This window comes from Aliiroseovarius lamellibrachiae (genome assembly GCF_018599245.1).
In the GTDB taxonomy this organism is placed as follows: Bacteria; Pseudomonadota; Alphaproteobacteria; order Rhodobacterales; family Rhodobacteraceae; genus Aliiroseovarius; species Aliiroseovarius lamellibrachiae.
The window spans coordinates 358,223-382,277 of the sequence record NZ_JAHEVJ010000003.1 but is presented as its reverse complement, the minus strand read 5'-3'; the positions used below and the strand labels follow the sequence as shown (position 1 = coordinate 382,277).

General features: G+C 57.5%; 23 protein-coding genes and 1 tRNA gene. 9 read left to right on the top strand and 15 right to left on the bottom strand.

Going from position 1 to position 24,055, the window contains the following annotated elements; translation table 11 throughout:
- The first annotated feature begins 93 nt into the window (after positions 1-93).
- From KKW20_RS07670 to KKW20_RS07655, 4 genes are all read left to right on the top strand, one after another.
- On the top strand, positions 94-591 hold the full coding sequence (locus tag KKW20_RS07670; protein WP_214567275.1) for an SspB family protein: 498 nt from the start codon (positions 94-96) through the stop codon (positions 589-591).
- Between the two features lie 164 nt (positions 592-755).
- Positions 756-2,153: a class II fumarate hydratase gene (fumC, locus tag KKW20_RS07665; protein WP_214567274.1), complete on the top strand. Its 1,398-nt coding sequence runs from the start codon at positions 756-758 to the stop codon at positions 2,151-2,153.
- Positions 2,150-2,353, top strand: coding sequence for a DUF4169 family protein (locus KKW20_RS07660; RefSeq protein WP_214567273.1), 204 nt, complete (start codon positions 2,150-2,152; stop codon positions 2,351-2,353). The genes fumC and KKW20_RS07660 overlap by 4 nt, the downstream gene beginning before the upstream one ends.
- Positions 2,350-2,565: a ribbon-helix-helix domain-containing protein gene (locus KKW20_RS07655; protein ID WP_214567272.1), complete on the top strand. Its 216-nt coding sequence runs from the start codon at positions 2,350-2,352 to the stop codon at positions 2,563-2,565. The genes KKW20_RS07660 and KKW20_RS07655 overlap by 4 nt, the downstream gene beginning before the upstream one ends.
- Here KKW20_RS07655 and KKW20_RS07650 read toward each other — a convergent pair.
- The 3 genes from KKW20_RS07650 to KKW20_RS07640 all read right to left on the bottom strand — a co-directional run bounded on the left by KKW20_RS07650 (position 2,562) and on the right by KKW20_RS07640 (position 6,032).
- Positions 2,562-3,965 (bottom strand): cytochrome P450, encoded by a 1,404-nt coding sequence (locus KKW20_RS07650; RefSeq protein ID WP_214567271.1) that lies wholly within the window; start codon positions 3,963-3,965, stop codon positions 2,562-2,564. The genes KKW20_RS07655 and KKW20_RS07650 overlap by 4 nt on opposite strands.
- Positions 3,962-5,209 carry a hypothetical protein gene (locus KKW20_RS07645; protein WP_214567270.1) on the bottom strand — a complete coding sequence of 416 codons (1,248 nt, stop codon included), beginning with the start codon at positions 5,207-5,209 and terminating at the stop codon, positions 3,962-3,964. Before KKW20_RS07645 ends, KKW20_RS07650 begins: the two co-directional genes overlap by 4 nt.
- Positions 5,210-5,279: 70 nt before the next feature.
- Positions 5,280-6,032, bottom strand: a complete 753-nt coding sequence (locus KKW20_RS07640) for a cytochrome c biogenesis CcdA family protein (RefSeq protein WP_214567338.1) — start codon at positions 6,030-6,032, stop codon at positions 5,280-5,282.
- A 127-nt stretch (positions 6,033-6,159) separates the two neighbouring features.
- Between KKW20_RS07640 and KKW20_RS07635 the strand changes: the two genes are divergently transcribed.
- On the top strand, positions 6,160-6,420 hold the full coding sequence (locus tag KKW20_RS07635) for a sulfurtransferase TusA family protein (protein ID WP_214567269.1): 261 nt from the start codon (positions 6,160-6,162) through the stop codon (positions 6,418-6,420).
- A 100-nt stretch (positions 6,421-6,520) separates the two neighbouring features.
- On the opposite strand, the gene KKW20_RS07630 is transcribed toward KKW20_RS07635, so the two are convergent.
- Positions 6,521-9,541, bottom strand: a complete 3,021-nt coding sequence (locus KKW20_RS07630) for an Rne/Rng family ribonuclease (protein ID WP_214567268.1) — start codon at positions 9,539-9,541, stop codon at positions 6,521-6,523.
- Between the two features lie 760 nt (positions 9,542-10,301).
- The gene (locus tag KKW20_RS07625; RefSeq protein ID WP_214567267.1) at positions 10,302-12,839 is read right to left on the bottom strand and encodes a penicillin-binding protein 1A; all 2,538 of its coding nucleotides are present in this window, start codon (positions 12,837-12,839) and stop codon (positions 10,302-10,304) included.
- 242 nt (positions 12,840-13,081) lie between these two features.
- On the opposite strand from KKW20_RS07625, the gene KKW20_RS07620 reads away from it, so the two are divergent.
- The gene (locus KKW20_RS07620; protein ID WP_214567266.1) at positions 13,082-14,917 is read left to right on the top strand and encodes a M3 family oligoendopeptidase; all 1,836 of its coding nucleotides are present in this window, start codon (positions 13,082-13,084) and stop codon (positions 14,915-14,917) included.
- A gap of 312 nt (positions 14,918-15,229) precedes the next feature.
- On the opposite strand, the gene KKW20_RS07615 is transcribed toward KKW20_RS07620, so the two are convergent.
- Positions 15,230-15,499: a DksA/TraR family C4-type zinc finger protein gene (locus tag KKW20_RS07615; RefSeq protein ID WP_214567265.1), complete on the bottom strand. Its 270-nt coding sequence runs from the start codon at positions 15,497-15,499 to the stop codon at positions 15,230-15,232.
- A gap of 133 nt (positions 15,500-15,632) precedes the next feature.
- Between KKW20_RS07615 and KKW20_RS07610 the strand changes: the two genes are divergently transcribed.
- Complete coding sequence (locus KKW20_RS07610; protein ID WP_214567264.1) at positions 15,633-16,808, top strand: dipeptidase; 1,176 nt, start codon at positions 15,633-15,635, stop codon at positions 16,806-16,808.
- Between the two features lie 97 nt (positions 16,809-16,905).
- On the opposite strand, the gene rpoH is transcribed toward KKW20_RS07610, so the two are convergent.
- The 3 genes from rpoH to KKW20_RS07595 all read right to left on the bottom strand — a co-directional run bounded on the left by rpoH (position 16,906) and on the right by KKW20_RS07595 (position 20,506).
- A complete protein-coding gene (gene rpoH, locus KKW20_RS07605; protein ID WP_214567337.1) occupies positions 16,906-17,802 on the bottom strand; it encodes an RNA polymerase sigma factor RpoH in 897 nt (298 codons plus the stop codon).
- A gap of 203 nt (positions 17,803-18,005) precedes the next feature.
- On the bottom strand, positions 18,006-19,445 hold the full coding sequence (locus KKW20_RS07600) for a phospholipase D-like domain-containing protein (RefSeq protein WP_214567263.1): 1,440 nt from the start codon (positions 19,443-19,445) through the stop codon (positions 18,006-18,008).
- A 26-nt stretch (positions 19,446-19,471) separates the two neighbouring features.
- Positions 19,472-20,506, bottom strand: coding sequence for an RluA family pseudouridine synthase (locus tag KKW20_RS07595; RefSeq protein ID WP_214567262.1), 1,035 nt, complete (start codon positions 20,504-20,506; stop codon positions 19,472-19,474).
- On the opposite strand from KKW20_RS07595, the gene KKW20_RS07590 reads away from it, so the two are divergent.
- Positions 20,505-20,828, top strand: coding sequence for a DUF6476 family protein (locus tag KKW20_RS07590; protein ID WP_214567261.1), 324 nt, complete (start codon positions 20,505-20,507; stop codon positions 20,826-20,828). The two genes, KKW20_RS07595 and KKW20_RS07590, sit on opposite strands and share 2 nt — an antisense overlap.
- Positions 20,829-21,035: 207 nt before the next feature.
- Here the strand turns inward: KKW20_RS07590 and KKW20_RS07585 are convergent.
- Positions 21,036-21,112 (bottom strand) — tRNA-His (locus tag KKW20_RS07585).
- Positions 21,113-21,218: 106 nt separating this feature from the next.
- Between KKW20_RS07585 and KKW20_RS07580 the strand changes: the two genes are divergently transcribed.
- Positions 21,219-21,419 (top strand): DUF6324 family protein, encoded by a 201-nt coding sequence (locus KKW20_RS07580; protein WP_214567260.1) that lies wholly within the window; start codon positions 21,219-21,221, stop codon positions 21,417-21,419.
- Positions 21,420-21,475: 56 nt separating this feature from the next.
- On the opposite strand, the gene KKW20_RS07575 is transcribed toward KKW20_RS07580, so the two are convergent.
- The 5 genes from KKW20_RS07575 to KKW20_RS07555 form a co-directional block, all read right to left on the bottom strand.
- Complete coding sequence (locus KKW20_RS07575; RefSeq protein ID WP_214567259.1) at positions 21,476-21,661, bottom strand: hypothetical protein; 186 nt, start codon at positions 21,659-21,661, stop codon at positions 21,476-21,478.
- Between the two features lie 11 nt (positions 21,662-21,672).
- On the bottom strand, positions 21,673-22,161 hold the full coding sequence (locus tag KKW20_RS07570) for an MmcB family DNA repair protein (protein WP_214567258.1): 489 nt from the start codon (positions 22,159-22,161) through the stop codon (positions 21,673-21,675).
- A 421-nt stretch (positions 22,162-22,582) separates the two neighbouring features.
- Positions 22,583-22,930, bottom strand: coding sequence for a hypothetical protein (locus tag KKW20_RS07565; protein WP_214567257.1), 348 nt, complete (start codon positions 22,928-22,930; stop codon positions 22,583-22,585).
- 109 nt (positions 22,931-23,039) lie between these two features.
- Positions 23,040-23,507 carry a transcription antitermination factor NusB gene (gene nusB, locus KKW20_RS07560; RefSeq protein ID WP_214567256.1) on the bottom strand — a complete coding sequence of 156 codons (468 nt, stop codon included), beginning with the start codon at positions 23,505-23,507 and terminating at the stop codon, positions 23,040-23,042.
- Positions 23,504-24,055, bottom strand: coding sequence for a 6,7-dimethyl-8-ribityllumazine synthase (locus KKW20_RS07555; RefSeq protein ID WP_214567255.1), 552 nt, complete (start codon positions 24,053-24,055; stop codon positions 23,504-23,506). Before KKW20_RS07555 ends, nusB begins: the two co-directional genes overlap by 4 nt.

Sequence of the window (24,055 nt, the reverse complement as noted above, 5' to 3'; positions counted from 1 at the left end):
ACCCCGCAAGAAAAGCGATAAGTTTTTCACCTCACCACTTCCTTTTACGTTAATTTCCCGTATGCTCAAATCAAGCAACAGCAAGGGTGCAGCATGTCCGGATCGATCGACTATGGAAATTTGATGCATGATGCCATGCGCGGTCTGATAAAGTCCGTGCTGGAAGATGTGGCGCGCGAGGGCCTGCCGGGAGATCACCATTTCTTTATCAATTTCAACACCCGCCATCCCGATGCAGAGCTGGCGGATTGGATGCATGATCGCTTCCCCGAAGATATGACCATCGTGCTGCAACATTGGTTCGATAACCTCAACGTCAACGACGACGGCTTCGGGGTCACATTGAATTTTGGCGACACACCCGAAACCATGTATGTCCCCTTTGATGCGATCAACACCTTCGTCGATCCCTCGGTAGAGTTTGGCCTGCGCTTTGAAACACAAGACAGCGACCATCACACCAATTTGCACATCGCGGGCGAAGACGAGGACGAAGAGGGCACAGAGGACGCGCCCGAAATTGAACTGGAAGAGGCCGAACCAGAACCCAAAGATGCCGACGTGGTCAGTCTCGATAGTTTCCGCAAGTAATTTTGCGCCTGCAACGCGAGAGCCGCACGGGCCCCGGTCCTGCAACCGGGCGCAGTTTGCGACGAATAATCACAAACATGCGACAGGTTCTGACGCTACCAGCATTGAATTCCGCGCGCTTTTAAGTACAAAAGCCGGGACTTCTTTTGCTAAAGGCGCATACCATGACCCAAACCCGCACAGAATCCGACAGCTTTGGCCCGCTCGAAGTGCCCTCCGACAAATATTGGGGCGCACAGACGCAACGCTCGTTGATGAACTTCCCCATTGGTTGGGAAAAACAACCTGTCGCCATCGTGCGCGCGTTGGGCGTGATCAAACAAGCCTGCGCCGAGGCCAACAAAGCCTCGGGCGACATGGACGCCACAATCGCTGACGCCGTGATCCAAGCCGCAAGCGAAGTGATCGCCGGCAAGTTTGACGACAACTTTCCGCTGGTCGTGTGGCAAACCGGGTCCGGCACCCAGTCAAACATGAACTCCAACGAAGTGATCGCCAACCGCGCGATTGAAATCATGGGCGGTGTGATCGGGTCCAAAGACCCCGTGCACCCCAATGATCACTGCAATATGGGCCAATCCTCCAACGACACCTTCCCCACCGCCATGCATATCGCCACCGCGATGTCCGTGCGCGACGTGCTGTTGCCCGGTCTTGAAAAACTGCTGGCGGGCCTTGAAGCCAAGCAAGAAGAATTCAAAGACATCATCAAAATCGGCCGCACCCACACGCAGGATGCAACCCCGCTGACCTTGGGTCAGGAATTCTCAGGCTACGCCCATATGATCCGCCAGGGCATCGCGCGGGTGAACGCCGCCCTGCCCGGCATTTATGAACTCGCGCAAGGCGGCACCGCTGTCGGCACCGGGCTCAACACCAAAAACGGTTGGGGCGAAACGGTTGCCGCCAATATGGCGCGCATCACTGGCCTGCCATTTGTAACCGCCCCCAATAAATTCGAAGCGCTCGCCGCCCATGACGCCATGGTCTTTATGTCCGGCGCTTTGGCCACGGTCGCGGGATCTTGCTATAAAATCGCCAATGACATCCGTTTCTTGGGCTCTGGCCCCCGTTCGGGTCTGGGCGAATTGATCCTGCCGGAAAATGAACCCGGGTCCTCGATCATGCCGGGCAAAGTGAACCCGACACAGGCCGAAGCCCTGACCCAAGTCGCGGCCCACGTCATGGGCAACAACGCCGCAATGACATTCGCAGGGTCGCAAGGTCACTTTGAACTCAACGTCTACAACCCGATGATGAGCTATAACCTCTTGCAATCCATCCAACTTTTGGGCGACGCAACCGACAGCTTCACCGAACGTATGCTGAACGGTATCCAAGCCAACGAGCCACGCATTGACAAGCTGATGAAAGAAAGCCTGATGCTCGTCACCGCTTTGGCGCCAACAATTGGTTATGACAACGCAACCAAAGTGGCCAAAACGGCGCATAAAAACGGCACAACCCTGAAGGAAGAGGCAATCGCGCTTGGCTTTGTGGACGCAAAAACCTTTGACGAGGTGGTCCGCCCCGAGCAGATGATCGGCCCAAAAGACGAATGACTAAAGACGGTTCAGAGCCGGTCAATCTGAACCGGTACAGAAAAGAAAAAGCGCGGGCCGAGGGTAAGGCCCGCGCGCAAGAAAACGCGGTGAAATTTGGCCGCACAAAGGCGCAAAAAGACGCGGAACATGTGGATGCTGAACGGGTGCGCAAGCTTTTTGATGGCCACAAACGGGACGGCGAGGACGACAAAACATGACCACCCGCCCGCAAAAACACTCGCTCACCTTACACGGTCACCGCACCTCGGTGTCGCTGGAACCGGAATTCTGGCAAGCCTTTAACGAGATTGCCCGCGCGCGCGGCATGGCCCTGAACGCCTTGGCCGCCGAAGTGGACGAAACCCGCGGCATGGACCGCGGCCTTGCCTCTGCCATCCGCGTTTACGTGTTGAACCACTACCGCGCTTAACCCCGCTGCGTCAGCCTCAGCCAGATCCCATCTTTGCCGCGCACCGTCAGGTGTGCGACGGGCATTGCTGGTTTTTCGGTCACGATTTCAAAGCGATAGGCGCGTATCAGCAGCGATAAGATCAAAGGCCCTTCGATCATCGCAAAAGCAGACCCAGGGCACACCCGTTGCCCGGATGAGAACGGAATATAGGCTTTGCGCATGCAGGCTTTGCCCTCTTCTGTCGCAAACCGGCCCGGGTCAAAGCCATCGGGATTGTCCCAAATCCGTTCGTGCCGGTGTAAATGCCACGGGCTTAATACAATCTGACTGCCCTTGGGCACCTTGCGAGCTCGAAAGCTCTCAGGACAGGCCGCCTCGCGCACCATCATCGGCACGGGGGGATAAAGCCGCATCGCCTCTCGAAACACATCCCGCGACAGTTTCAGCTTGGACATCGTTGAAAAATATATCTTTTCCGGGTCAATCGCCGCTTCCGCCTCTGCCGCCACACGGTCCTGCCACTCTGGAAACTGCGCCAATAGATACAGCGACCACGCCAGCGCCGATGCACTGGTTTCATGCCCCGCCAAAAAGAAAATCGCCACCTGGTCCACCATCTCTTCGGTGTCAAATTGCGCACCGGTTTCCGGGTCTTTTGTGGTCATAATTTTGGTGGCCAGATCATCAGGGGCCGTGCCCGCCTTGATCTGCGCCATGCGGTCTTCGGTCAACTGTGTGATCAGCGCACGGATATCGCGCGCCGTTTCTTTGGTTTGCTTGCTGTGAAAGCGCGGAAACCATTTAGGCAGCGGCAACAAGGCGCCCAGATTGACCACGGGCTGGGCGCGTTGATGGTCTTTGAACTTGTCAAAAACCGCGCCCGCAACCTCATGTTCAATCGGAATTGAGAACAGCGTGCGAAAGATCACATCCGCGGCCGCGTGGCTGGTTTGCAATTCAATTTCAAGGGGTTGCCCATCCGCATTGGGGGCCAGACGGTCCACCGCGGCCACACCCGCATCCCACATCGCGGGAAACACATCCCGCACGCGCCCCCCTTCGAAGGCGGGGTCAATGATACGCCGCTGCCGCTTCCACGTCTCGCCATTGGTGATGAACACCGAATTGCCCAAAAGCGGGGCCAGACCTTCGCGAATGCGGTCAGATTTTGGGAAATCATCAGGGCGGCCCTTTAGAACCAGATCGACCAATTCCGGGTCATTACACATGAAGCTGCGAAAAAATGGGGTGCGAAATTCGGCCATCCACGCCCGATACAGCCGCGCGGGCTGGGCCGACAAAATATCTTTTCGAAACAGCTTGGCATATCTGCGCAGCGACACACGCCCCTCTCGCGCCGGCGGTTTTGGGGGGAGCTTTGAGGTCTCTCCACCGGTCTCAGCAGTGGTTTTTGTCATGGATCCATACTCGTAAACTTCGATATGGAACGGTCGATACGGCTATTGGATGAAGGGCGATTCCGGTAGCGTTCTAAAAGGCTTATAGGGCCTGCGGTGATCTGAAAATAGTCATAATCTTTGGGGCGGTCAAAGGCGCAGAGATATTGGAAATGCAGCCGGAAAAATCGCCATCTCAGCGCCTTCCAGCGCGCGGGGCTTAGGGTTTTGGTGAAGGCTGCGGAAAAAACGATCGGCCAGCGTTTGCCCGTCGCCGGCGCGACCCCAGACACCGACACCGGATCGCACAGCGCAAAGGCACAGCCATCGCCGGGCGCCGTCACATCCACCCAAGCGATCTGGTCGGTCTGGCAAAGGTCATGCAAATCCCGGCGCAAACGGCCCGCGTTGGGTAGGAATGACACCATCGGCACCACCTGCCCGAGGGTCAGAAACCCAAGCTTTGGACCGGATTTTGGCACGCGCCCTCCGCGTACCAAATCGGCCAGAATGGACACGCCAAGATGCGCACCAGAGCTGTGCCCCACCACTAAAACCTCATCCACGTCCGAGGTCAGCGCCTCGGCGATTTGATCGGTAAATTGCGCCATGCGCGCTTCAAGCTGGGGCGGATTGGCCCCTTTTGACGCCGCGGAATAGCTGTAGTCATGCATTAGGTAATAGACGTAAAGCTTGTTATCGATCTTGCGGAACCATTTGAGAAGAAAGATAAAAACGAAAATGCCAGCCGCACCCCCTACGAGTTTGGCAAGTGATCCACCGATAAGGGATGCAAACCCAAGCGCAATGAGGCCGCCCATGCTCCACCCTGCCAAAACCGCCAAAAGCAATTGCAGGATCAACATGCCAACGGGGTAAAGGGCTGCGATCACCGGGCCTTTGCGCAGCTGCATCAGGCGACACAACGCACCGGATCCGATATAGGTTCCCGCCGTGCGCGCCATCATCAGATAGGTCTGGAAGATGTTCAAATCCATGCTCTCGCGCACAATGTCCGACCAGACCAGCACATCAAATTCCGCCTCGGTTTCGATCCCGTCCATTTTGCCGGTGACTTGCCAGCCATAGGTCGAGGTCCCCTGTCGGCCAATCAGATCCACCGAATAGCCGGAAATCTGCCCCTGACGGGCGCTTTCCTTGCGGTAAAGCTCGCGGTAACGCCGCGGATGAATGGGGTCATAGCCGGGGATGTAAAACACCCGCCTGCGGCGTATTTCTTGTTTGGCTGTCACGTTTTCTGCCATCTGCCCGGCCTTTCAACTGGGCATATGCTAGCGCGAGTTTATGGCCAAAGTAAGCCCTGTTTTCAGGGATTTACCCGAGCGTTGCCAGGGCTGGGAAGGTTTCCAGAAGCCAGTATGAGAACGACGAAAACCCGCCTGTCAGCATCAAAAGCCCGATGGTCCACAAAAGCAGCCCCATGATCCGTTCAATGCGCAGCATATGCCGCTTCATGAACGCCATGACCCCGCCCATGCGTGGGAAAAACGCCGCGACCAAAAGGAACGGAATGCCCAGCCCCGCCGCATAGACCGCCAACAGCAACGTGCCGTGCGACACAGAGCCTTCGGTGGCGGCCAAGGATAAAATCATGCCCAGTTGAGGCCCAATGCAGGGCGTCCAACCAAAGGCAAACGCCAGCCCCAAAAGATAGGCGCCAAAGGCGCTTCCGCCTTGGTCACCGGCATCAATGCGGGCTTCGCGGTTGAGAAAGGGGATGTTGATCACGCCCAGAAAATGCGCGCCGAACACCATCACCAAAAGCCCCGCCAACGTGTTGAATGTGCTTTGGTTTTGCAGGAAAAATGACCCAAAGATCGAAGTCGTGAAGCCAAGAAACAGAAACACCGTCGACAGGCCCAGCACAAAGAATCCGGCGGTCATCAGCACCTTGCCCTGCACCCCGCGCCCCTCGGACATGTCGCCCATGGACACCCCCGACATATACGCCAGATACGGCGGGACAATCGGCAGCACACAGGGGCTGAGAAATGACAAAAGCCCCGCAACGAGGGCAACGGTCATGGCGGGCAGAAGGCTCGCGTCTATCAGGTCAATTCCGAACATAATTACCACATAGGCGAAGTTTTCGCGGGTGTCACCTGCCACTTGGTCACATCCCCGCGACAGGCCCGCGCCCCGCGCTCAGAAACCGGATATAGACAGCGCGCATTTGCCGATTTATGCACGGGGTATGAACACAGACAACACCCCAGACCTCAGCTATGACGAGACCCTCGATGCCGTTGGTCTCTTGTGTCCGTTGCCCGTGCTAAAGGCGCGTAAGCGGTTGAAATCTATGCCATCAGGCGCTGTGTTGCGGTTGGAAGCCTCGGATCCGGCCGCGGTGATTGACGTGCCGCATTTCTGTGCCGAACAAGGTCACACGCTTTTGGGTGACACCCCTGATGCGGGCAATGAGACGATCACATATTATTTCATTCGCAAGGGCTGATCCGGGCGCGGGATTTCAGGACGGCTTGCAGGAACACGGCATAAAAAAGCCGGGCACTGGGCCCGGCTTTTTGCGTTTCATATTCGGATCTGTGATCCGGTTAGCGACCAAGTGACCACCACCCTTTGCGCTTTGGCTTCGGCGGACCATCGTCTGCCTTCGGGGCCTCAGCTGCGGCCTCAGCAGCGGCGGGGGCTGGTGCTGGCGCAGCCGCGGCCATTTCAGGCTCTGGTTTGGCTTCTGGTTTGGCTTCTGGCGCAGGTTCCGCTGTGGGCGCAGGGGCTGGTTCAGCCGCCACTGGCGCAACAGGATCAGCCGTCACTTCCTCAGCTACAGGCTCTACCTTTTTCTTGCGCGGCGCACGTTTGCGCGGTGCTTTCTTAGGCTTCTCTTCCTCAGCAGTTTCCGCAGGTGCGGCCTCTGCTGTGGCCTCAGTTGGCGCGTCGGACGCCGCCGCCTCGACCGTCTCTTCGGTCTTTTTCTTGCGCGGGGCGCGTTTGCGTGGGGCTTTCTTCGGTTTTTCTTCCGAAGCCGCCTCCGTCCCACCCTCAGTTGGCGCATCCGCTGCTTTGGCCTCAGGTGTGGCCTCAGCTGTTTCAGCACCGTCCGTCACGGCCTCGGCCGCAACATCGGATTTTTTCTTACGTGGCGCACGTTTGCGCGGGGTTTTCTTTGGCTTTTCCTCAACCGTGTCGGTTGCGGCATCCACCTCTGCAGGCGCATCAGCACTGGCCTCTGCCCCCTCATTTGAGGTCTCCGAAGGCGTGTCAGCAGTATTCGTACCAGCATCAGACCCTTCGGCGCTGGCGCCTTCGGTGGTCTCGCCACCTTCCGTGCCTTCACCGTTTTCGCCATTCTCACCGTTGCCACCGCGACGACGGCGACGACGACGACGGCGCTTTTTGGGCTTCTGTTCGTCTTCAGATGCGGCGTCAACCGGGGTGGCCTCTTCGATCACCTCGGCCTCTTCGACCTCGTCCAGATCCGCCATCAAAGACGCATCAGCCGACACCACAGGGGCGGCCACTTCGGCCACAACACGGGTGGCGGTTTTGAACTTTTCAATCGCGTAATCGGGCGACACCAGGAAGGGGTCGGCCTCGATGCGGACCGACATGCCATAACGGGCTTCGATCTGCGCGATATGTTCGCGTTTGTTGTTCATCAGGAAGTTGACGATGCCAATCGGCGCTTTCACCAGCACTTCGCGGGACCGGCGGCGCACGCCCTCTTCTTCCAACTGACGCAGGATGTTCAGCGCAAGGTTGTCATCTGAGCGGATCAGCCCGGTGCCGTGGCAATGGTTACACGGCTGGGTGGTCGCCTCGATCATGCCGGGGCGCAGACGCTGACGGGACATTTCCATCAGACCAAAGCCCGAAATGCGGCCCACCTGGATGCGCGCACGGTCGGTTTTCAGCTTGTCTTTCATCCGCTTTTCAACGGCGTTGTTGTTGCGGCGTTCATCCATGTCGATGAAGTCGATCACGATCAGACCAGCCAAATCGCGCAAACGCAATTGGCGCGCCACTTCATCGGCGGCCTCAAGGTTGGTTTTCACCGCGGTGTCTTCAATGGATCCTTCGCGAGTGGACCGGCCAGAGTTCACGTCAATCGCCACCAGCGCTTCGGTGATGCCGATCACAATATAGCCACCGGATTTCAGCTGAACGGTCGGGTTAAACATGCCCGACAGATAGCTTTCGACCTGATAACGCGCAAAAAGCGGCATTTGGTCCTGGTACAGTTTCACGTTTTTGGCGTGCGACGGCATGATCATTTTCATGAAGTCTTTGGCGGTGCGATAGCCCGCTTCGCCTTCGACAAACACTTCGTCGATTTCGCGTGAATACAGATCCCGGATCGTCCGTTTGATCAGGTTGCCTTCTTCGTAAATCTTCGCAGGCGCAATGCTTTCCAGCGTGAAGGAACGGATCTGTTCCCACAGGCGCTGAAGATATTCGTAATCGCGCTTGATCTCGGTGCGGGTGCGTTTGGCCCCTGCGGTGCGCACGATCAGACCGGCGCCTTGTGGCACGTCAATCTCGGTTGCGATGTCTTTCAGCTTTTTGCGATCAACAGCATTGGTGATCTTGCGGCTGATGCCACCGCCACGCGCGGTGTTGGGCATAAGCACACAGTAACGACCCGCAAGCGACAGGTAAGTGGTCAGGGCAGCGCCCTTATTGCCACGTTCTTCTTTGACAACCTGCACCAAAAGGATCTGGCGCACTTTGACAACTTCTTGGATCTTGTAACGCTTGGGGCGTGGTTTGCGGCGCGGGCGAATATCGTCCGAGCTGTCATCATCCGCCACGCGTTCAATCTGGTCGTCTTTTTCGTCAGCTTCCAGTGGCGAGTCTTCGTCGTCACCGTCATGATCATGATCATGATCATCGTCGTCAGACTTATCCGTGTCAGCATCCGAAGCGGTGTCTTTGGCAGCTTCTTCAGATGTCTCTTCTGCAGCGGCCGCTTCAGCAGGTGCCTCAGCCACATTCTCAGTCACATTCTCTGGCGCATCCTCGGTCGAAGCCTCAGCCTGCGCCGCATCGCCGTCCGCCGCATCCGCCGCGGGTTCCGCAACAGGGGTGTCCTCAACCAAATCCATTGGCGAGTGACCTTCCAGCGTGTCATCGCCACCCTGGTCCAGATCAATCACATCCATGCCACCAACATTGCCGTCGGTTGCAGGTTTTGCCGCATCCGCCGCGTCCACCTCTTTGGTGGCGACAACGTCGTCGGTCTTGGTCTCTTCGGCTTTTGAACGACCGCGCGACCGGCGGCGGCGCGATTTCTTGGGTTTTTCTTCTTCGGCGGCCATAGCTTCCGCATAGGCACGCTCTTCTTCCATCAGCGCCTCACGGTCCGCGACCGGGATCTGATAATAGTCGGGATGGATTTCGGAAAACGCCAGGAACCCATGACGGTTCCCACCATAATCCACAAAGGCCGCCTGCAACGAGGGTTCAACCCGCGTCACTTTTGCCAAATAAATATTGCCAGCTAGCTGACGTTTGTTTTCACTTTCAAAGTCAAATTCCTCGACTTTGTTGCCGTCGACCACAACAACACGGGTCTCTTCCGTGTGTGTGGCGTCGATGAGCATCTTTTTAGCCATGATGTCTTTCTGCACCCGATATCAGGCGCCCGCCGAAGTCTTATTGGCGGGAGTGCTTGAGAATAGGGGTGGCTTGTCTGGGCGAGCGGATGCGCGGGATACAGCAGCACAGACAGGGGCGTGTGCCCCTGATGTGTTCTTTGCTCAAACCTCACACGCTTCATCGCGTTTGCTTCTCCGGCGCCGGCGGCCTGCCCTTTCACATCACAGAGGGTCATCCCATCTGCATTATGTCCGGTGGCCCGCCCGACCCCAATTTATACCCCGCCGACCCAACAGGGGCCAAACCGGGCGTTGTCTCCAACCCGAACCCATTGGCGTGTCAAACCTTTGGTCGTTCAGATCTTCAATTTCTGGCCACAAGGGGTGGTGTTCGTCGATCGTGTCGTATCGAACCTACCGCTCTGTGGCGCTCTAGTGGCGCTCTCAGCCTGTGTTGCCCCGTGCAACCGGCACATGTCGTCATGCGCCACACGTCTTAGCAAAACAGCGAAACTCTCAGGTGGGCGCAAATTCTGCGTCAATCACCTGTTTTGAACATATGGGGAGAGGGGGGGTTATGACAATGGGCAAAATGGAGCAAAACGCGTAAATCACGGCAAGATTGAGATTTCTCGCCGCGATACACGCCGACATTATTGTTGTGTCTAAAGCGTTTCGAGATAAACCAGTCACACGGGTTTGTCGCAAAATGCCTGCTTCATCGAAATATCTTACTGCGCTTCGACGGTCCCCCGTTTCGGGTTAAAGCCGAAACACTTTAGTATTGGCCACCCGAGGAAAGCGACCCAAAGTCAGCTTTGCCCGGCACAATCACCCGTTTCCCGGTGGAGGTGGTCACCTCAGAGGCTTGATCCCCGCCCGGCGCAAACAGCGGCAGGTTTGACCCCATCGCAAAGCCGCCATCAAACATCACCCCAAACAATGGCTCTTCCCCGTCACGGAAATATTCTGCCACCACATGATCGCCAGAGGCATCCTCCGGCAGGCGCGCGCCGGTAAAGCGGTCAATCTTGATAAAGTGCCCGCCCGGCGGCACCTTAAAGGGCCCGCCGCCATAGTCCTTGATCGCCTCTTTCATGAACCGGTTGAACACCGGACCACACATGCCGCCCCCCGACGCACCGGGCATAGAACGCGGGCGGTCATAGCCAATATAGCACCCCGCCACGATGTTTGAGGTAAAGCCAATAAACCAAGCATCACGCCCGTCATTGGTGGTGCCGGTCTTGCCCGCGGTGGGCACCGGAAGGTTCACCGTTCTGGACGCGGTGCCGCGTTGCACCACACCGGTCATCATCGAGGTCAGCTGATAGGCGGTGATCGCATCCATCACCCGCTCGCGGTCTGACAGAATGCGTGGCGCCTCGCCCGGCGCAATATTGGGGTTCTCGCAATCCACACAATCGCGGCGGTCATGACGGTACACCGTCTTGCCCCACCGATCCTGCACCCGGTCCACCAGCGTCGGTTCCACCCGCTCGCCGCCATTGGCAAACATCGCATAAGCCGCGACCATTTTGAACAAAGTGGTCTCTTCCGACCCCAATGAGTTCGCAAGGAACGGGTTCATATTGTCGTAAACGCCAAAGCGTTCGGCATAGGCCTTGACCGTCTCCATACCGATTTCCTGCGCCAGACGCACGGTCATCAGGTTTCGCGAGCGTTCAATCCCGGTGCGCAGTGGCGTGGGGCCGTAAAACTGTTTCGACGCATTCTGTGGCCGCCAGATTTTGCCGCCAGATTTCACCTCAATCGGCGCGTCAATCACGATGGTCGCAGGCGAAAACCCACTGTCCAAGGCGGACGCATAGACAAATGGTTTAAAGCTTGACCCCGGCTGACGGGTCGCTTGCGTGGCGCGGTTAAACACCGACGCCTGATAGCTGAACCCACCCTGCATCGCGATCACGCGACCGGTGTTTACGTCCATCGCCATAAAGCCGCCCTGCACTTCTGGCACCTGGCGCAAGGTCCAACGGATAAAGCTGCCGTCATCGTCTTTGACCATGCGGCGCACATGCACCACGTCGCCAACATTCAAAAGGTCATCGGCCACGCGGGCTTTGCGGCCCAGCTTGCCGCTTTCCGGATCACGGCGGCGCGCCCATGTGACGTCTTTGGCGGGGATCCAATGACCGTCCTCGTCCTCATCGACGCCCTCAATGCCAATACGGGCATCTTTGCTACCAATCTCAAGCACCACTGCCGCATGCCAGCCTTCGATATCACGGGGGAATTTGGTGTCGGCAAGGGCCGCGCGCCAGCTGGCTTCATCGCCCAACTGATCCGCCGGAATGGTCACCCCCGATGGGCGCCACACACCCTGACGACGGTCATAATCCTCAAGCCCTTTGCGCAAGGATTTCGCCGCCTCAAGCTGTAAATCCGGATCCACCGTGGCGCGCACGGACATGCCGCCGGTAAAGAACTCTTCCGCGCCAAAATCGCGGCTCAGCTGACGACGAATTTCATCCGAGAAATAGTCGCGCGGCGGGAGTTTGCGGCGAAAGCCCTCAAAATCTCCGTTCTGCACCGACCGCAGCGGCTGTTCGACCTCAACCTCATAACTCGCCTTGTCGATATAGCCGTTTTGATACATTTCGCGCAGCACATAATTGCGCCGCTTCAACACGCGCTCCTTGGCGCGCACCGGGTGATATTTGCCCGGCGCCTGCGGCATTGCGGCCAAAGTCGCGGCCTCATGCGGGGCCAATTGGTCCAGCGTTTTGTTGAAATAGGTCTGCGCCGCGGCGGTCACCCCGTACGAGTTCTGCCCCAGAAAAATCTCGTTCAAATACAGCGCAAGGATCTGGTCTTTGTTCAGCGAACTTTCCAATCGCACCGACAGGATCAATTCCTTGATCTTCCGTTCAGCAGACCGCTCGGAGGACAGCAAAAAGTTCTTCACCACCTGTTGCGAAATCGTCGACGCACCGCGCAGACGCCCACCGCGCGCCGCCTCGATCGCCGCCGCCACAATGCCGCGCATGTCAAAACCTTGGTGCTGATAGAAATTTTTATCCTCGGCAGAGATGAAAGCATGTTTGACCAAGGCCGGAATTTCATCTGCGGGCGTGTAAAGACGCCGTTCGCGCGCAAATTCGTCCATCAGGTCACCTTCGCCGGAATAGACCCGGCTGATGGTCGCAGGCGTATAGTTCGCCAATTGCTCGTGGCTGGGCAAGTCCCTGGAATACATCCAGAATACGGCCCCAATAATCAACGCGCCGACAAACACCCCCAACGTGAGGAATGTAAAAATCGAACCAAAAATACCCAGAATGAATCGGATCACGGGTGCCCCCAAGCCTTGTGTGCCCCCTCATATAGGGTGCGCGCGCGCGCGGGTCAAAGCAACTCGCCGCGATTAAGGGGGGAAAATCGGCACGATTGCGCCAGCGCCCCCGCCGTCCGCGCCGCAAACGCGTCAGGAATGACAGGGTCAGATTGCATCCGCGCGTCGCCGCGCCTATGTCTTGGGCAAATGCCTAGATCAAATCAGGGCATAAAAATTCAAATAGAAGTCTCGGAGAGCCCATGTTCCATCCCCTTCAACAGCCCCTTTCCTTTCCCGTTCGCGATGCAAATGCCGGCGCTGGCGCCAGCCCGTTTGGCGATCTTCCCGTTTGGGACTTAAGCGATCTTTACGCAAGCCCAGACGCCTCTGAGCTGACCCGCGATCTGGCATGGGTAGAAACCGCAAGCGCGGAATTTGCGGCGACCTATCAGGGCAAATTGGCGGATCTCGATGCCGCCGGGATGCTTGCGTGTATCTTGGAAGACGAAAAGATCACCATGATCGTCGGGCGCATCATGTCCTTTGCGGGCCTGCGGTATTACCAAGAAACCACCAACCCGGACCGCGCGCAGTTCTTCCAAAACTGTCAGGAAAGCATCACGGTTTCCACCGCCCCCTTGGTGTTTTTCTCGTTGGAAGTGAACCGGTTAGACGATGACCTTCTGGCTGGCTGGTTTTCAGAAAACGCAGACCTCGCCCGTTATGCGCCCATCTTTGAACGCATGCGCGCCATGCGCCCACACCAGCTGTCGGATGAGTTAGAGCAGTTCTTGCACGACAAATCCTCGGTGGGGGCTGGCGCTTGGAACACGCTCTTTGATGAAACCGTTGCCGGGCTGATGTTCACCGTGAACGGCGAAACCCGCAACCTTGAGGCCACCGCCAGCCTGCTCACCGAACAAGACCGCGCCACCCGCGAAGCCGCCTCGCGCGAAATCGCCCGCGTGCTGGGCGAAAACATCAAAATCTTCTCCCGCGTGCACAACACGCTCGCCAAGGAAAAAGACATCGAAGACACATGGCGCAAAATGCCGACCCCGCAAACCGGGCGGCACCTTGCCAACCATGTGGAACCCGAAGTGGTTGAGGCGCTTCGCAACGCCGTGGTTGCCGCCTACCCGCGCCTAAGCCACCGGTATTACGCGCTTAAGGCCAAGTGGCTGGGGCTGGAAACGATGCAGGTTTGGGACCGCAACGCGCCCCTGCCGATGGAAGATGAAACGCTGGTCAGCTGGGAGGATGCGGAAAAAACCGTGATGGACGCCTACGCCGATTTTGACCCCAAAATGGCCGAGATCGCCAAGCCGTTTTTCACCGATGGCTGGATTGACGCGGGCGTGACCCCCGGCAAAGCCCCCGGCGCCTTTGCCCACCCCACCGTGACCGACGCACACCCTTACGTGATGCTGAACTATCTGGGAAAACCCCGCGATGTCATGACCTTGGCCCATGAACTTGGCCACGGTGTGCATCAGGTTCTGGCCGCCGAACAGGGCGAACACCTCGCGAGCACGCCGCTCACGCTGGCCGAAACCGCGTCTGTGTTTGGCGAAATGCTCACCTTCCGCAAGCTGCTGAGCGAGGCGAAATCCCCTGCCGAGAAAAAGATCCTTCTGGCGGGCAAAGTGGAAGACATGATCAACACGGTTGTGCGCCAGATCGCGTTCTACGATTTTGAATGCAAACTGCACGCGGCCCGCGCCGAAGGCGAGTTGACCCCCGATGACATCAACGCCATCTGGATGTCGGTTCAGGCCGAAAGCCTGGGGCCGGTCTTTGACTATATGGACGGCTATGAAACCTTCTGGGCCTATATCCCCCACTTCGTGCATTCACCGTTTTACGTCTATGCCTATGCGTTTGGCGACGGCTTGGTGAACGCGCTCTACGCGGTCTACGAGGAAGGCGACGCGGATTTCCAAGCCAAGTATTTCGACATGCTGAAAGCGGGCGGATCGAAGCACCACAAAGAGCTGTTGGCCCCATTTGGCCTGGACGCGTCTGACCCGAAATTCTGGGACAAAGGCCTGTCAATGATCGAAGGCTTCATTGATGAACTGGAAGCGATGGGGTGATCATACGCTCAGAAACGCCCTGTCCCCCGTGACGGGGCGTTTCAAGTTCCTTTGCGCATCCTATCGTTTGGGGCAGTCTTGTTCATGCTGATTTCTGTCCCAAAATAGGCGATGGCGCAAAGCTGAAAACAATGCTCACCAAATGGTGGACGTGGTGGCCATAAGCAGACGTAACAGGATAAGTGCCAAAAAACTGGTCACGCCCGACCGATGATCCGCGCGCGCCATCTGTTTTTCTTGCCTCAAATACCTCGGGGTGAGCGCAAAGCGCGAGGGGCAGCGCCCCTCCTTTTCACTCTATAAACAGCCCCCTCACTTCAACTGACTGTCCTTTGACCCACGCCGGTTGATCCCGGCCCGCGCCTGAAACGCGCCGTCGCGTTCGCGCACGCAGTCGATGCACAGCTTCACCCCCGGCAAGGCCACGCGCCGCGCTTCGGGGATTTCCTCTTCACATTCCGCGCAATGGGTAAAGCTCTCGCCCACGGGGGTCGATTTGCCTTTCATCCGCGCAAGTTCATCCGAGATCGACGCCTCGATCTGCTCAGACACCGCGCCATCGCGCGCCCATCCACCGGCCATAGCATTCTCCTTTCTGACAAACCTAAGCGCCCTGCCCGCGGGATCAAGGCCGTTTTTCTGACCATTTCCCCCGCGTCAGACTTGGCAAACGCCACAAGCTGACGTTTCATTGCCCCAGACAGGGAGAAACATAATGAAATGGATCAAACGCGGGCTTTTCGGCCTTTTGGGGCTTTGCGCGCTGGGACTGATTGGATTTTGGAGCTTTGCCCCCCGGATTGTGGATGCCGGTGAAAACCCGGTGAAACCGCATGCCCCCTATGTGATCAGTGACGCGGCAGAGGCGCTGCACCGGGATCTGATCATTGGTGATTGGCACGCCGACAGCCTTTTGTGGAACCGCAGCCTGCTGAAACGCCATGATTACGGCCATGTGGACGTGCCACGTTTGCAAGAGGGCAACGTCGCCATCCAGGTCTTTACCGCCGTGACCAAAAGCCCGGCGGGGTTGAATTATGAAGAAAACGCAGCGGACGCGCGCGACAACATCACGCTTCTGGCCTTTGGCCAGCTTTGGCCGCTGCGCACCTGGACCTCGATCTTTGAACGCGCCCATTATCAGGCAGAACGCCTGCATGAATACGCCGCCCAAGCGCCGCATGATTTGCAGGTTGTGACCACGATAAGCGAGCTGGACGCCGTTCTGGACGCCCGCTCCAACGGCGATGACACGGTCGCCGCCCTGTTGGGCATCGAAGGCGCCCACCCGCTTGAGGGCGACATCAAAAACCTCGATCGGCTTGAGGCGGTTGGCTACCGCATCATTGGCTTACAGCATTTCTTTGACAATGAACTGGGCGGATCCCTGCATGGGATCGGCAACAAAGGCCTGACCGATTTTGGCCGCGACGTGGTTGGCGAAGTGGCCAAACGTGGTATGGTTCTGGACCTGGCCCATTCCAGCCAACAAGTGGCCTGGGACGTGCTGGATATCACCGATATGCCGATCATTGTCAGCCACACCGGGCTGCACAGTCATTGCGGCACCAAACGCAATTTCCCCGACCCGTTGATGCAAAAGATCGCCGCCACCGGGGGGGTGATTGGCATGGGGTATTGGGCCGACGTGACCTGTGATGACAGCCCCGCGGGGGTCGCCAAAGCGATCAAGGCCGCGATTGCCGCGGTGGGCGAAGACGCGGTGTCCCTTGGGTCCGATTACGACGGCACCGTGACCACCAGCTTTGATACCTCGGAACTTGCGGTCCTGACCCAAGCGATGATGGACGCCGGGATTTCTGAGACGCAAATCCGCAAAGTCTCTGGCGGCAATATGCTGCGGGTCCTGCGCGCGCGTCTGGACCCGTAACCCCCATTTACACAAAAGAAAAAGCCGCATGAGACCTTTGCTCATGCGGCTTTTCCAAGTTTTATCACACTTACGCGCAAGCGTCTGATGGGGCGCCTTACGCCTCTTCCAACAGACCCTTTTCCGCGGCCAGTTCCTGCATCCGGGTTTGCAGCTTTTCAAAAGCGCGCACTTCGATCTGACGGATCCGTTCGCGGCTAACATCATAGATCCCCGACAGATCCTCCAGCGTGACCGGCTTATCTTTCAACCGACGCTGGGTCAGAATGTCCTTTTCACGGTCATTCAGCACTTCCATCGATTGCGTCAGCAGATCGCGACGCACCGAAAGTTCGTTGGCTTCGGCGTAATCCCCGGCCTGATCCGCATCTTCATCCTCAAGCCATTCCTGCCATTCCATCGCCCCTTCGCCATCGGCCGAAATGGTCGCATTCAACGACGCATCCCCGCCCGACATGCGGCGGTTCATGGAAATCACTTCTTGCTCGGACACATTCAGATCATTGGCGATTTTGGCCACGTTTTCGGGGCGCAAATCACCCTCTTCCAACGCGCCGATACGGGCCTTGGCTTTGCGCAGATTGAAAAACAGCTTTTTCTGCGCGGAGGTAGTGCCCAGTTTCACCATCGACCACGAACGCAGCACATATTCCTGAATGCTCGCGCGGATCCACCACATCGCATAGGTCGCGAGGCGAAACCCCTTTTCCGGGTCAAATTTCTTGACCGCCTGCATCAGACCGACATTGGCCTCGGAAATCACCTCGGCCTGCGGCAATCCATAGCCGCGATAGCCCATGGCAATCTTGGCCGCCAATCGCAGGTGGCTTGTGACCATTTTATGCGCGGATTTGCTGTCTTGATGGTCCACCCACCGTTTGGCGAGCATATATTCTTCTTCCGGTTCCAACATGGGAAACTTGCGGATCTCCTGAAGGTAACGGTTTAAACCGCCTTCGGGGGTGGGTGCCGGTAGGTTTTTGTAATTGCTCATTTTCTTCATGGCCCTCCTGGCCAAACTCTTCCTGTCAGCTCGCTCGATGTATCGAGGCTTAACATCGAAATAGGTCCTTTTGAAAAGTTTTCAAGAGGGACATATCCAATTTTTGTTACCGCTATATGAAACCTCAAACGCCGCTTTGTGAAGGGGGCTCACGCACTCGTGCAAAGCGTTTCAGTTTTTGAAAAACCCGGCGCTTATAACAGCGGCGCCAAAGTGCCCATGCCATTGATCACCAACCGCCGCAAACGCGTCCAGGCGACCACATCGTCTCGCATGACCTGCTCGGAGCTTTGCAAAAACCGCTCTTGTTGCGCGCGGATCTCACCCACCACATCCGCCCCCTGCAGCATCATGGAGTTCTCAAAATTCAGATCAAAACTGCGCCGATCCAGATTGGCCGACCCCACCAGCCCCACCTGCCCGTCCACCGTCAAAAGCTTGGCATGCAAAAGCCCACCGTGGAATTGGTACAACTCAACGCCAGCTTTAAGAAAACTGCTGAAATAGCTTTGCGCCGCCATACCCACAATCCAACTGTCGTTGCGCGCCGGAAGGTTCACCCGCACCCGCACCCCCCGTTTGGCCGCGGAACAAATCTGCCCGTGCAGCGCGTCAGATGGCACGTAATAAGGTGTGGTGATCACCACCTCATGCTGGGCGGATGCGAGCAGCATCTGGATCATATCCGGAACACCCTCATAGGTTTGCACCGCCCCCGTGCCCGCCATTACGGCGGTAAAACTGTCCTTGCCGGGCGCCTCAGGCACCGGCGCCTCTCGGTCCAACATCTCGGAAATATCAGGGCCGCCATGCGCCATCCAATCGCCGACAAACAGGCGCTGCGCCTGCCACGCGACCGGCCCTTCGATGCGCAACATCGTGTCGACCCAAGGGGCGTATTTTGCCTTGATCAGAAATTCTGGATCCGCGCAGTTTTGGCTGCCGACATAGGTCGTGTTATGATCAATCACCACAATCTTGCGGTGATTGCGGATGTCAAGCCGTTGATAAAGCGCAGCAAATAGCGGGTACGAGATATCGAAGGCCACAACGCATTCCACGCCCGCTTCTTGCATTTTGCGCCACAGGGGGTGCGACAGCAACGTGCGCGACCCCAACCCATCGACAATCACGCGCGCGTTCACCCCACGGGTGGCGGCGGCGATCATCGCCTCAGCCACGCGGGTACCATTGTGATCTGGCAACCAGATGTAAAACAAGAGATGCGCGTGGCCTTTTGCAGCCTCAATATCGGCCACCAACCAGTCAATCGCCTCATTGCTATCCGCGGTCAGCTCGGCCCGGTTGCCCGCGACCGGAACAAAGCCATTTAACGACGCCGCTCGGGCAAAGGACTGGGTATAAAGCGGGGGCAGTTCAGGATCAGGGGTGCCACCAAGAGGCACGCGCGGAAGCTCTTTGCGCAACGCCGTCAGACGACGATCCATACGCGCATTTGCACTGGGATCGCCAAACAGAAAATAGGCGACAATGCCAAGCCCCGGCAGGGTGAAAATCACCGTCACCCACGCCAAACGTGACGCTGGCGTGCGATGATCCCGCGTCAGCGCGCGCACCACCACAACCAGGTCAAGAAGGAAAAAACTGACAGACCAGATCACCGCCCAATTCATGTGGTCATCCACCGTGCAACCGTTGCTTAGCCGTTTTTAAGAGCCTCAATCAACTCTACCATATCGCGGGGCAGCGGCGCTTCAAAGCTAAGTTTTTCGCCCGAAATGGGATGCACAAATCCAAGGGTCGCCGCATGAAGCGCCTGACGTGGGAAAGCCCGCGCCGCCTCAACCGCGCCGTCCCCAATGGCTTTGGCATTCAACTTGCGCCGCCCGCCATAGGTCGGATCGCCAATCAGCCCGTGACCCGCATGGGCCATATGCACGCGAATCTGGTGGGTGCGGCCGGTTTCCAGCCAGCATTCCACCAAGGTGGCCTGCGCGGGGCTGCCAAAGGTTTCCACAATCCGCGCGCGGGTCACGGCGTGGCGCCCGCCGGAAAACAGCACCGCCTGGCGTTGCCGGTCGGTCTTGTGACGCGCAAGTTGCGTGGTGATTTTCAGGATATTCCCGGTCTCAAAACTGGCCCCCTTCACCCCGCCCAAACGCGGATCTGCCTGATCCGGCGCGCCGTGGACCACCGCAATATAATGGCGTTCCGCCGTGTGTTTGGCGAATTGCGCCGCCAATCCGTGATGGGCCGCATCCGATTTCGCCACCACCAACAGGCCCGAGGTTTCCTTGTCGATGCGGTGCACAATGCCGGGGCGTTTGGACCCGCCAACCCCTGACAATTCCCCACCAAAATGATGCAACAGCGCGTTGACCAAGGTGCCCGACGGTGTGCCGGGGGCGGGATGCACCACCATGCCCGCGGGCTTATTGACCACAATCAGATCGTCGTCCTCATAGACCACCTCAAGCGGGATATCCTCCGGCCCAATATGGCTTTCCTCCGCTTCTGGCACCGAAATCACCAAGACGTCGCCCGCATCAACCTTGGCGCGCGGATCGGTGATCACCTCATCCCCGCGCCGCACGGCACCATCCGCGATCAGCTTGGCCAAACGCGAGCGGGACAGCGCAGCTTCTTCTGGCACATCGCGCGCAATCGCCTTATCAAAGCGCTTGGGCGGATCTTCCGCAATGATGACCTCGATCAGGCGCAAAGGGGCGGCCATGGACAATACTCCTCAGGACGAAACACCGGACACAGGCGCCATTGATGGCACCGTCCGCTTTCTGAAAATCCTCGTGACCACCCTGACGGCGACCACAATCATTGGTCTCATAGTGCTGATCACGGTGATTGTCATGCGCTTCCAGCAAGAAAGCGCCCTGCCCTTGCCGGAAAACATCACATTGCCAGAAGGCGTGACCGCCACCGCCGTGACCCGTGGGGCGGGCTGGCTGGCGATTGTGACCAATGATGACCGCATTCTGATCATGGGGCTTGATGGGGAAACCGTGTATCAGGACATCGCGATCACCCCCGGCAGATAATCGACCGCCCCCACCAAACACTTGCATCTTTCGCGCCGGCCCCCGATTGTGGCATCGGTGGTGCAGCCGGGCATGAGCCGGTTGGTCATTCGCAATCCTCACCGTCCTTCGATTGCGACACCATCAGTTTTTCAGCCAAGACCAAGCATCAAAACGAAAAAAGACGCCCAAGGGCGTCTTTCTCAACCGTCCCCAATGTGGGGAGAATGGTACCGCCTCCCCGGCTCGAACGGGGGACCCCTGGTTCCACAAACCAGTGCTCTAACCAACTGAGCTAAGGCGGCACTGGCGCTGATTTAGCGTCACAGGCTGGGGTTTGCAAGAGGGGAAGCTTGAAAAATTCACAAAAGATCCGTAACTCATGACGTCAAAGAATAAGGAGGCCAAATCATGGGCATCAACGACGAAAGTGACATCCAAGCCAACCTGCAAATCGGCCCAACCACCAATGGGATGGTCCGGTTGTTCATCGAAGGCGACGGGGTCGAAGTGCCGATGGATTTCGATCCGGAAGAAGCTGAGGAAATCGCCGAAGAGCTGCGCGCCGCGGCCCAGCAAGCCCGCGCCATGTCAGACGCTGGCAGCAAGTAATCCGACGTGACGCGCGTGCGCGCACGGGCGTCACCTATGGCTCACACCTATGCATTTCACCGATGGATCTCACCGGGGCCGATCAGTTCAAACCCGGTGATTTCAAACTCGTAAAGCCCTGTTCCATCAGGCTTTTGCGCCCGTGCAATTAATTTCCCCTCGGGGTCATGAAACACCGCATGGGCGGTGTGCAGCGCGCGAAAGCACCAATCCCCGTCCGGATAGTAATATTTAATCATCATCGTCTGATCCTTTATATTTGGCTCTTGATAAGCGCCGCCACCCCCGGATCGCGGTACGCCTGAAGGCGGCGCGCGGCGTGGGTGGCAAATTTCTGCACCATGACTTTGCGCCGCGCGGGGGCCAGTTTGTGCTCGGGTGCCATGCGCATGATCTCTGCGTCATAAGCGTCTGCGATGATCAGCCCGGTGCCACGGTTTTCAAAGGTCTCGGGCAACAAATCCGTCGGAAAATCGCCATCCACAGCCCAGAAATAGCGGTCGCACCATTCCAGATAGCCCTGCCATTTCTTGTCAGAGGTGAAATCTTCGCGGCTGGATTTGCATTCGATCACCCAAATCTCGCCTTTTGGCCCCAAAGCCATCACGTCCACGCGAAGGCCACGCGTTGGCACCAGCTCTTCAACCGTGACAAATCCGTGGGACACCATATGGCGACAAACGCCGCGCGCCAAAAGTTGGCCGGGTTGGGTGTGGACCGAAGGTGGGGTTGAGTGGCGCATGTCACATGTGAACAATTCATGAACAAATTGTCAATAGCGCGCGCGCCTCCTGCCACCCCTTGCAACATCCCCACCCGCGCCCTATCTAGGGTGTTGGCGGTTTCTGCCCTTTTCGTCATCCCGGGTCATATTCCAGCGGCCTTAAGCAATTCTGAGGGAGCTGGCTCTGTCATAGCCCTGGCTACGTTACCTGGCGCCCACCTGTACATACAGGTCCTCAGGAATCTAGACCCCGACGTCTGCGTGCGGTTCCGCCAACCACCGCCCCCACCATCACGCCACAGGAAAATCGGCCCCGACCGGACCTTTAAAGAGTTTACAGTTTCGCTTGTTCGGCCCGCCAAAACTTTAAAGTTTCGGGTTTGACACCTTTAAACTGTTTACAGTTTTGGGTTTGAAATCTTTAAAGAGTTTAAAGTTTTCAAAGCCGGGTTTGTGGGGCGTTTTGCGGGTTTTGGGACAGATTTTGGGATGGCGCTGAGGCCGCAACCCGGACCGGAATGTCGGTCGCAATCGGCTGACGTTTCCCACCTTTTGGCGTGTCATCCTCATGTCCCATGCGCATGATCACAATGGCAAATTGCACGCCTGCAAAGATGATCCCATTGGCCATAAACAGCATGATCACAGCGATCAGGCCAATATCAGAGCTGGTCACAAGGTGCCAAAGATTGCCGACATTGGTGTAAAGAAGCCCGCCAACAAAGAGCCCCGACAGACCAAAGCCCAACAGCACTTGCTTGATGTAAAGTTGCACGAGTTTCGGCATATTTGCCCCCTTAACGTCAGCGTTTCCAAGGACAGTTTAACACAAACAGGAATTTCCAAAAGGGGCACGCCGTCGCAGGGAAGAACCCAGCCGGTCACACCATAAGCCCTTAGAATGCTTCGGGTTTTGCCTCACGCGCCATGTGATCAAGCACAGCATTTGTGAACTTGGCTTCGTCGCTTTCAGGGAAAAACGCTTTGACCACATCGACAAATTCGCTGATCACCACTTTGGGCGGCGTTTTGCCGTGGGTCAGCTCGGCGCCTGCTGCGCGAAAGGCGGCACGCAAGGTTGGATCAATGCGTGCGAGTGGCCATTTGGCCACCAGGGCGCGGTCGGTCAGCTGGTCGATTTCCGCCTGATTATTCACTGCATTTTCAATGAGTTCACGGAAAAGTTTCACATCGCCTTCGGCCATTGTGTAATCGTCGAACTCTTCGCCAAAGCGCACATCTTCAAACTCCACCCGCACGCGGTCCACAGTCTGATCCGAGACTTCCATCTGAAACAGCGCCTGCACCGCGAAAAAACGGGCCGCAGATTTCATCTGACGTTTTTGATTACCAGAGAGCGTCATGCCGTTGGGGTATCCTTTGGGTCGCCTGCAAGTTTGATCGAGTCGGACAGGGTCTTAAACCCAACGCCCTTATTCGAAGCGCCCCATTTGCGCGAAAGCGCGACCAAATGCAAGGCCGCAGCAGCCGCCCCGCCGCCTTTATTTTGCTCAGCCGTATCCGCGCGCACTTCGGCTTGCGGACGGTTTTCAACGGTCAGAATGCCATTGCCGATGCACAGGCCGTTTAAGCCCATCATCTGGATCGCACGCGAGCTGTCGTTGCACACAGTCTCGTAATGCGTTGTTTCTCCACGAATAACACAGCCCAATGCCACATAACCGTCAAAGCTTGACATGCGTTCTGCGATGGCAATTGCGGTGGGAACTTCCAACGCACCGGGCACTTCGACCAGATCCCAAGTGCCGCCTGCCGCCTCAATTTCAGCCTTGGCGCCTGCGACCAAATTGTCCGCAATGTCCTTGTAATAAGGGGCGACGACGATCAGGATCTTCACCGGCTTGTCGAATTCTGCGCGCGGCAGGATGTAATGTTGTTCAGCTGCGGCCAT

Bases quoted from the DNA above. Each gene is read 5' to 3' on its own strand.
- KKW20_RS07670 (WP_214567275.1), top strand. From the start codon at position 94: ATGTCCGGATCGATCGACTATGGAAATTTGATGCATGATGCCATGCGC.
- fumC (WP_214567274.1), top strand. From the start codon at position 756: ATGACCCAAACCCGCACAGAATCCGACAGCTTTGGCCCGCTCGAAGTG.
- KKW20_RS07660 (WP_214567273.1), top strand. From the start codon at position 2,150: ATGACTAAAGACGGTTCAGAGCCGGTCAATCTGAACCGGTACAGAAAA.
- KKW20_RS07655 (WP_214567272.1), top strand. From the start codon at position 2,350: ATGACCACCCGCCCGCAAAAACACTCGCTCACCTTACACGGTCACCGC.
- KKW20_RS07650 (WP_214567271.1), bottom strand. From the start codon at position 3,965: ATGACAAAAACCACTGCTGAGACCGGTGGAGAGACCTCAAAGCTCCCC.
- KKW20_RS07645 (WP_214567270.1), bottom strand. From the start codon at position 5,209: ATGGCAGAAAACGTGACAGCCAAACAAGAAATACGCCGCAGGCGGGTG.
- KKW20_RS07640 (WP_214567338.1), bottom strand. From the start codon at position 6,032: ATGTTCGGAATTGACCTGATAGACGCGAGCCTTCTGCCCGCCATGACC.
- KKW20_RS07635 (WP_214567269.1), top strand. From the start codon at position 6,160: ATGAACACAGACAACACCCCAGACCTCAGCTATGACGAGACCCTCGAT.
- KKW20_RS07630 (WP_214567268.1), bottom strand. From the start codon at position 9,541: ATGGCTAAAAAGATGCTCATCGACGCCACACACACGGAAGAGACCCGT.
- KKW20_RS07620 (WP_214567266.1), top strand. From the start codon at position 13,082: ATGTTCCATCCCCTTCAACAGCCCCTTTCCTTTCCCGTTCGCGATGCA.
- KKW20_RS07615 (WP_214567265.1), bottom strand. From the start codon at position 15,499: ATGGCCGGTGGATGGGCGCGCGATGGCGCGGTGTCTGAGCAGATCGAG.
- KKW20_RS07610 (WP_214567264.1), top strand. From the start codon at position 15,633: ATGAAATGGATCAAACGCGGGCTTTTCGGCCTTTTGGGGCTTTGCGCG.
- rpoH (WP_214567337.1), bottom strand. From the start codon at position 17,802: ATGAGCAATTACAAAAACCTACCGGCACCCACCCCCGAAGGCGGTTTA.
- KKW20_RS07600 (WP_214567263.1), bottom strand. From the start codon at position 19,445: ATGAATTGGGCGGTGATCTGGTCTGTCAGTTTTTTCCTTCTTGACCTG.
- KKW20_RS07590 (WP_214567261.1), top strand. From the start codon at position 20,505: ATGGACAATACTCCTCAGGACGAAACACCGGACACAGGCGCCATTGAT.
- KKW20_RS07595 (WP_214567262.1), bottom strand. From the start codon at position 20,506: ATGGCCGCCCCTTTGCGCCTGATCGAGGTCATCATTGCGGAAGATCCG.
- KKW20_RS07580 (WP_214567260.1), top strand. From the start codon at position 21,219: ATGGGCATCAACGACGAAAGTGACATCCAAGCCAACCTGCAAATCGGC.
- KKW20_RS07575 (WP_214567259.1), bottom strand. From the start codon at position 21,661: ATGATGATTAAATATTACTATCCGGACGGGGATTGGTGCTTTCGCGCG.
- KKW20_RS07570 (WP_214567258.1), bottom strand. From the start codon at position 22,161: ATGCGCCACTCAACCCCACCTTCGGTCCACACCCAACCCGGCCAACTT.
- KKW20_RS07565 (WP_214567257.1), bottom strand. From the start codon at position 22,930: ATGCCGAAACTCGTGCAACTTTACATCAAGCAAGTGCTGTTGGGCTTT.
- nusB (WP_214567256.1), bottom strand. From the start codon at position 23,507: ATGACGCTCTCTGGTAATCAAAAACGTCAGATGAAATCTGCGGCCCGT.
- KKW20_RS07555 (WP_214567255.1), bottom strand. From the start codon at position 24,055: ATGGCCGCAGCTGAACAACATTACATCCTGCCGCGCGCAGAATTCGAC.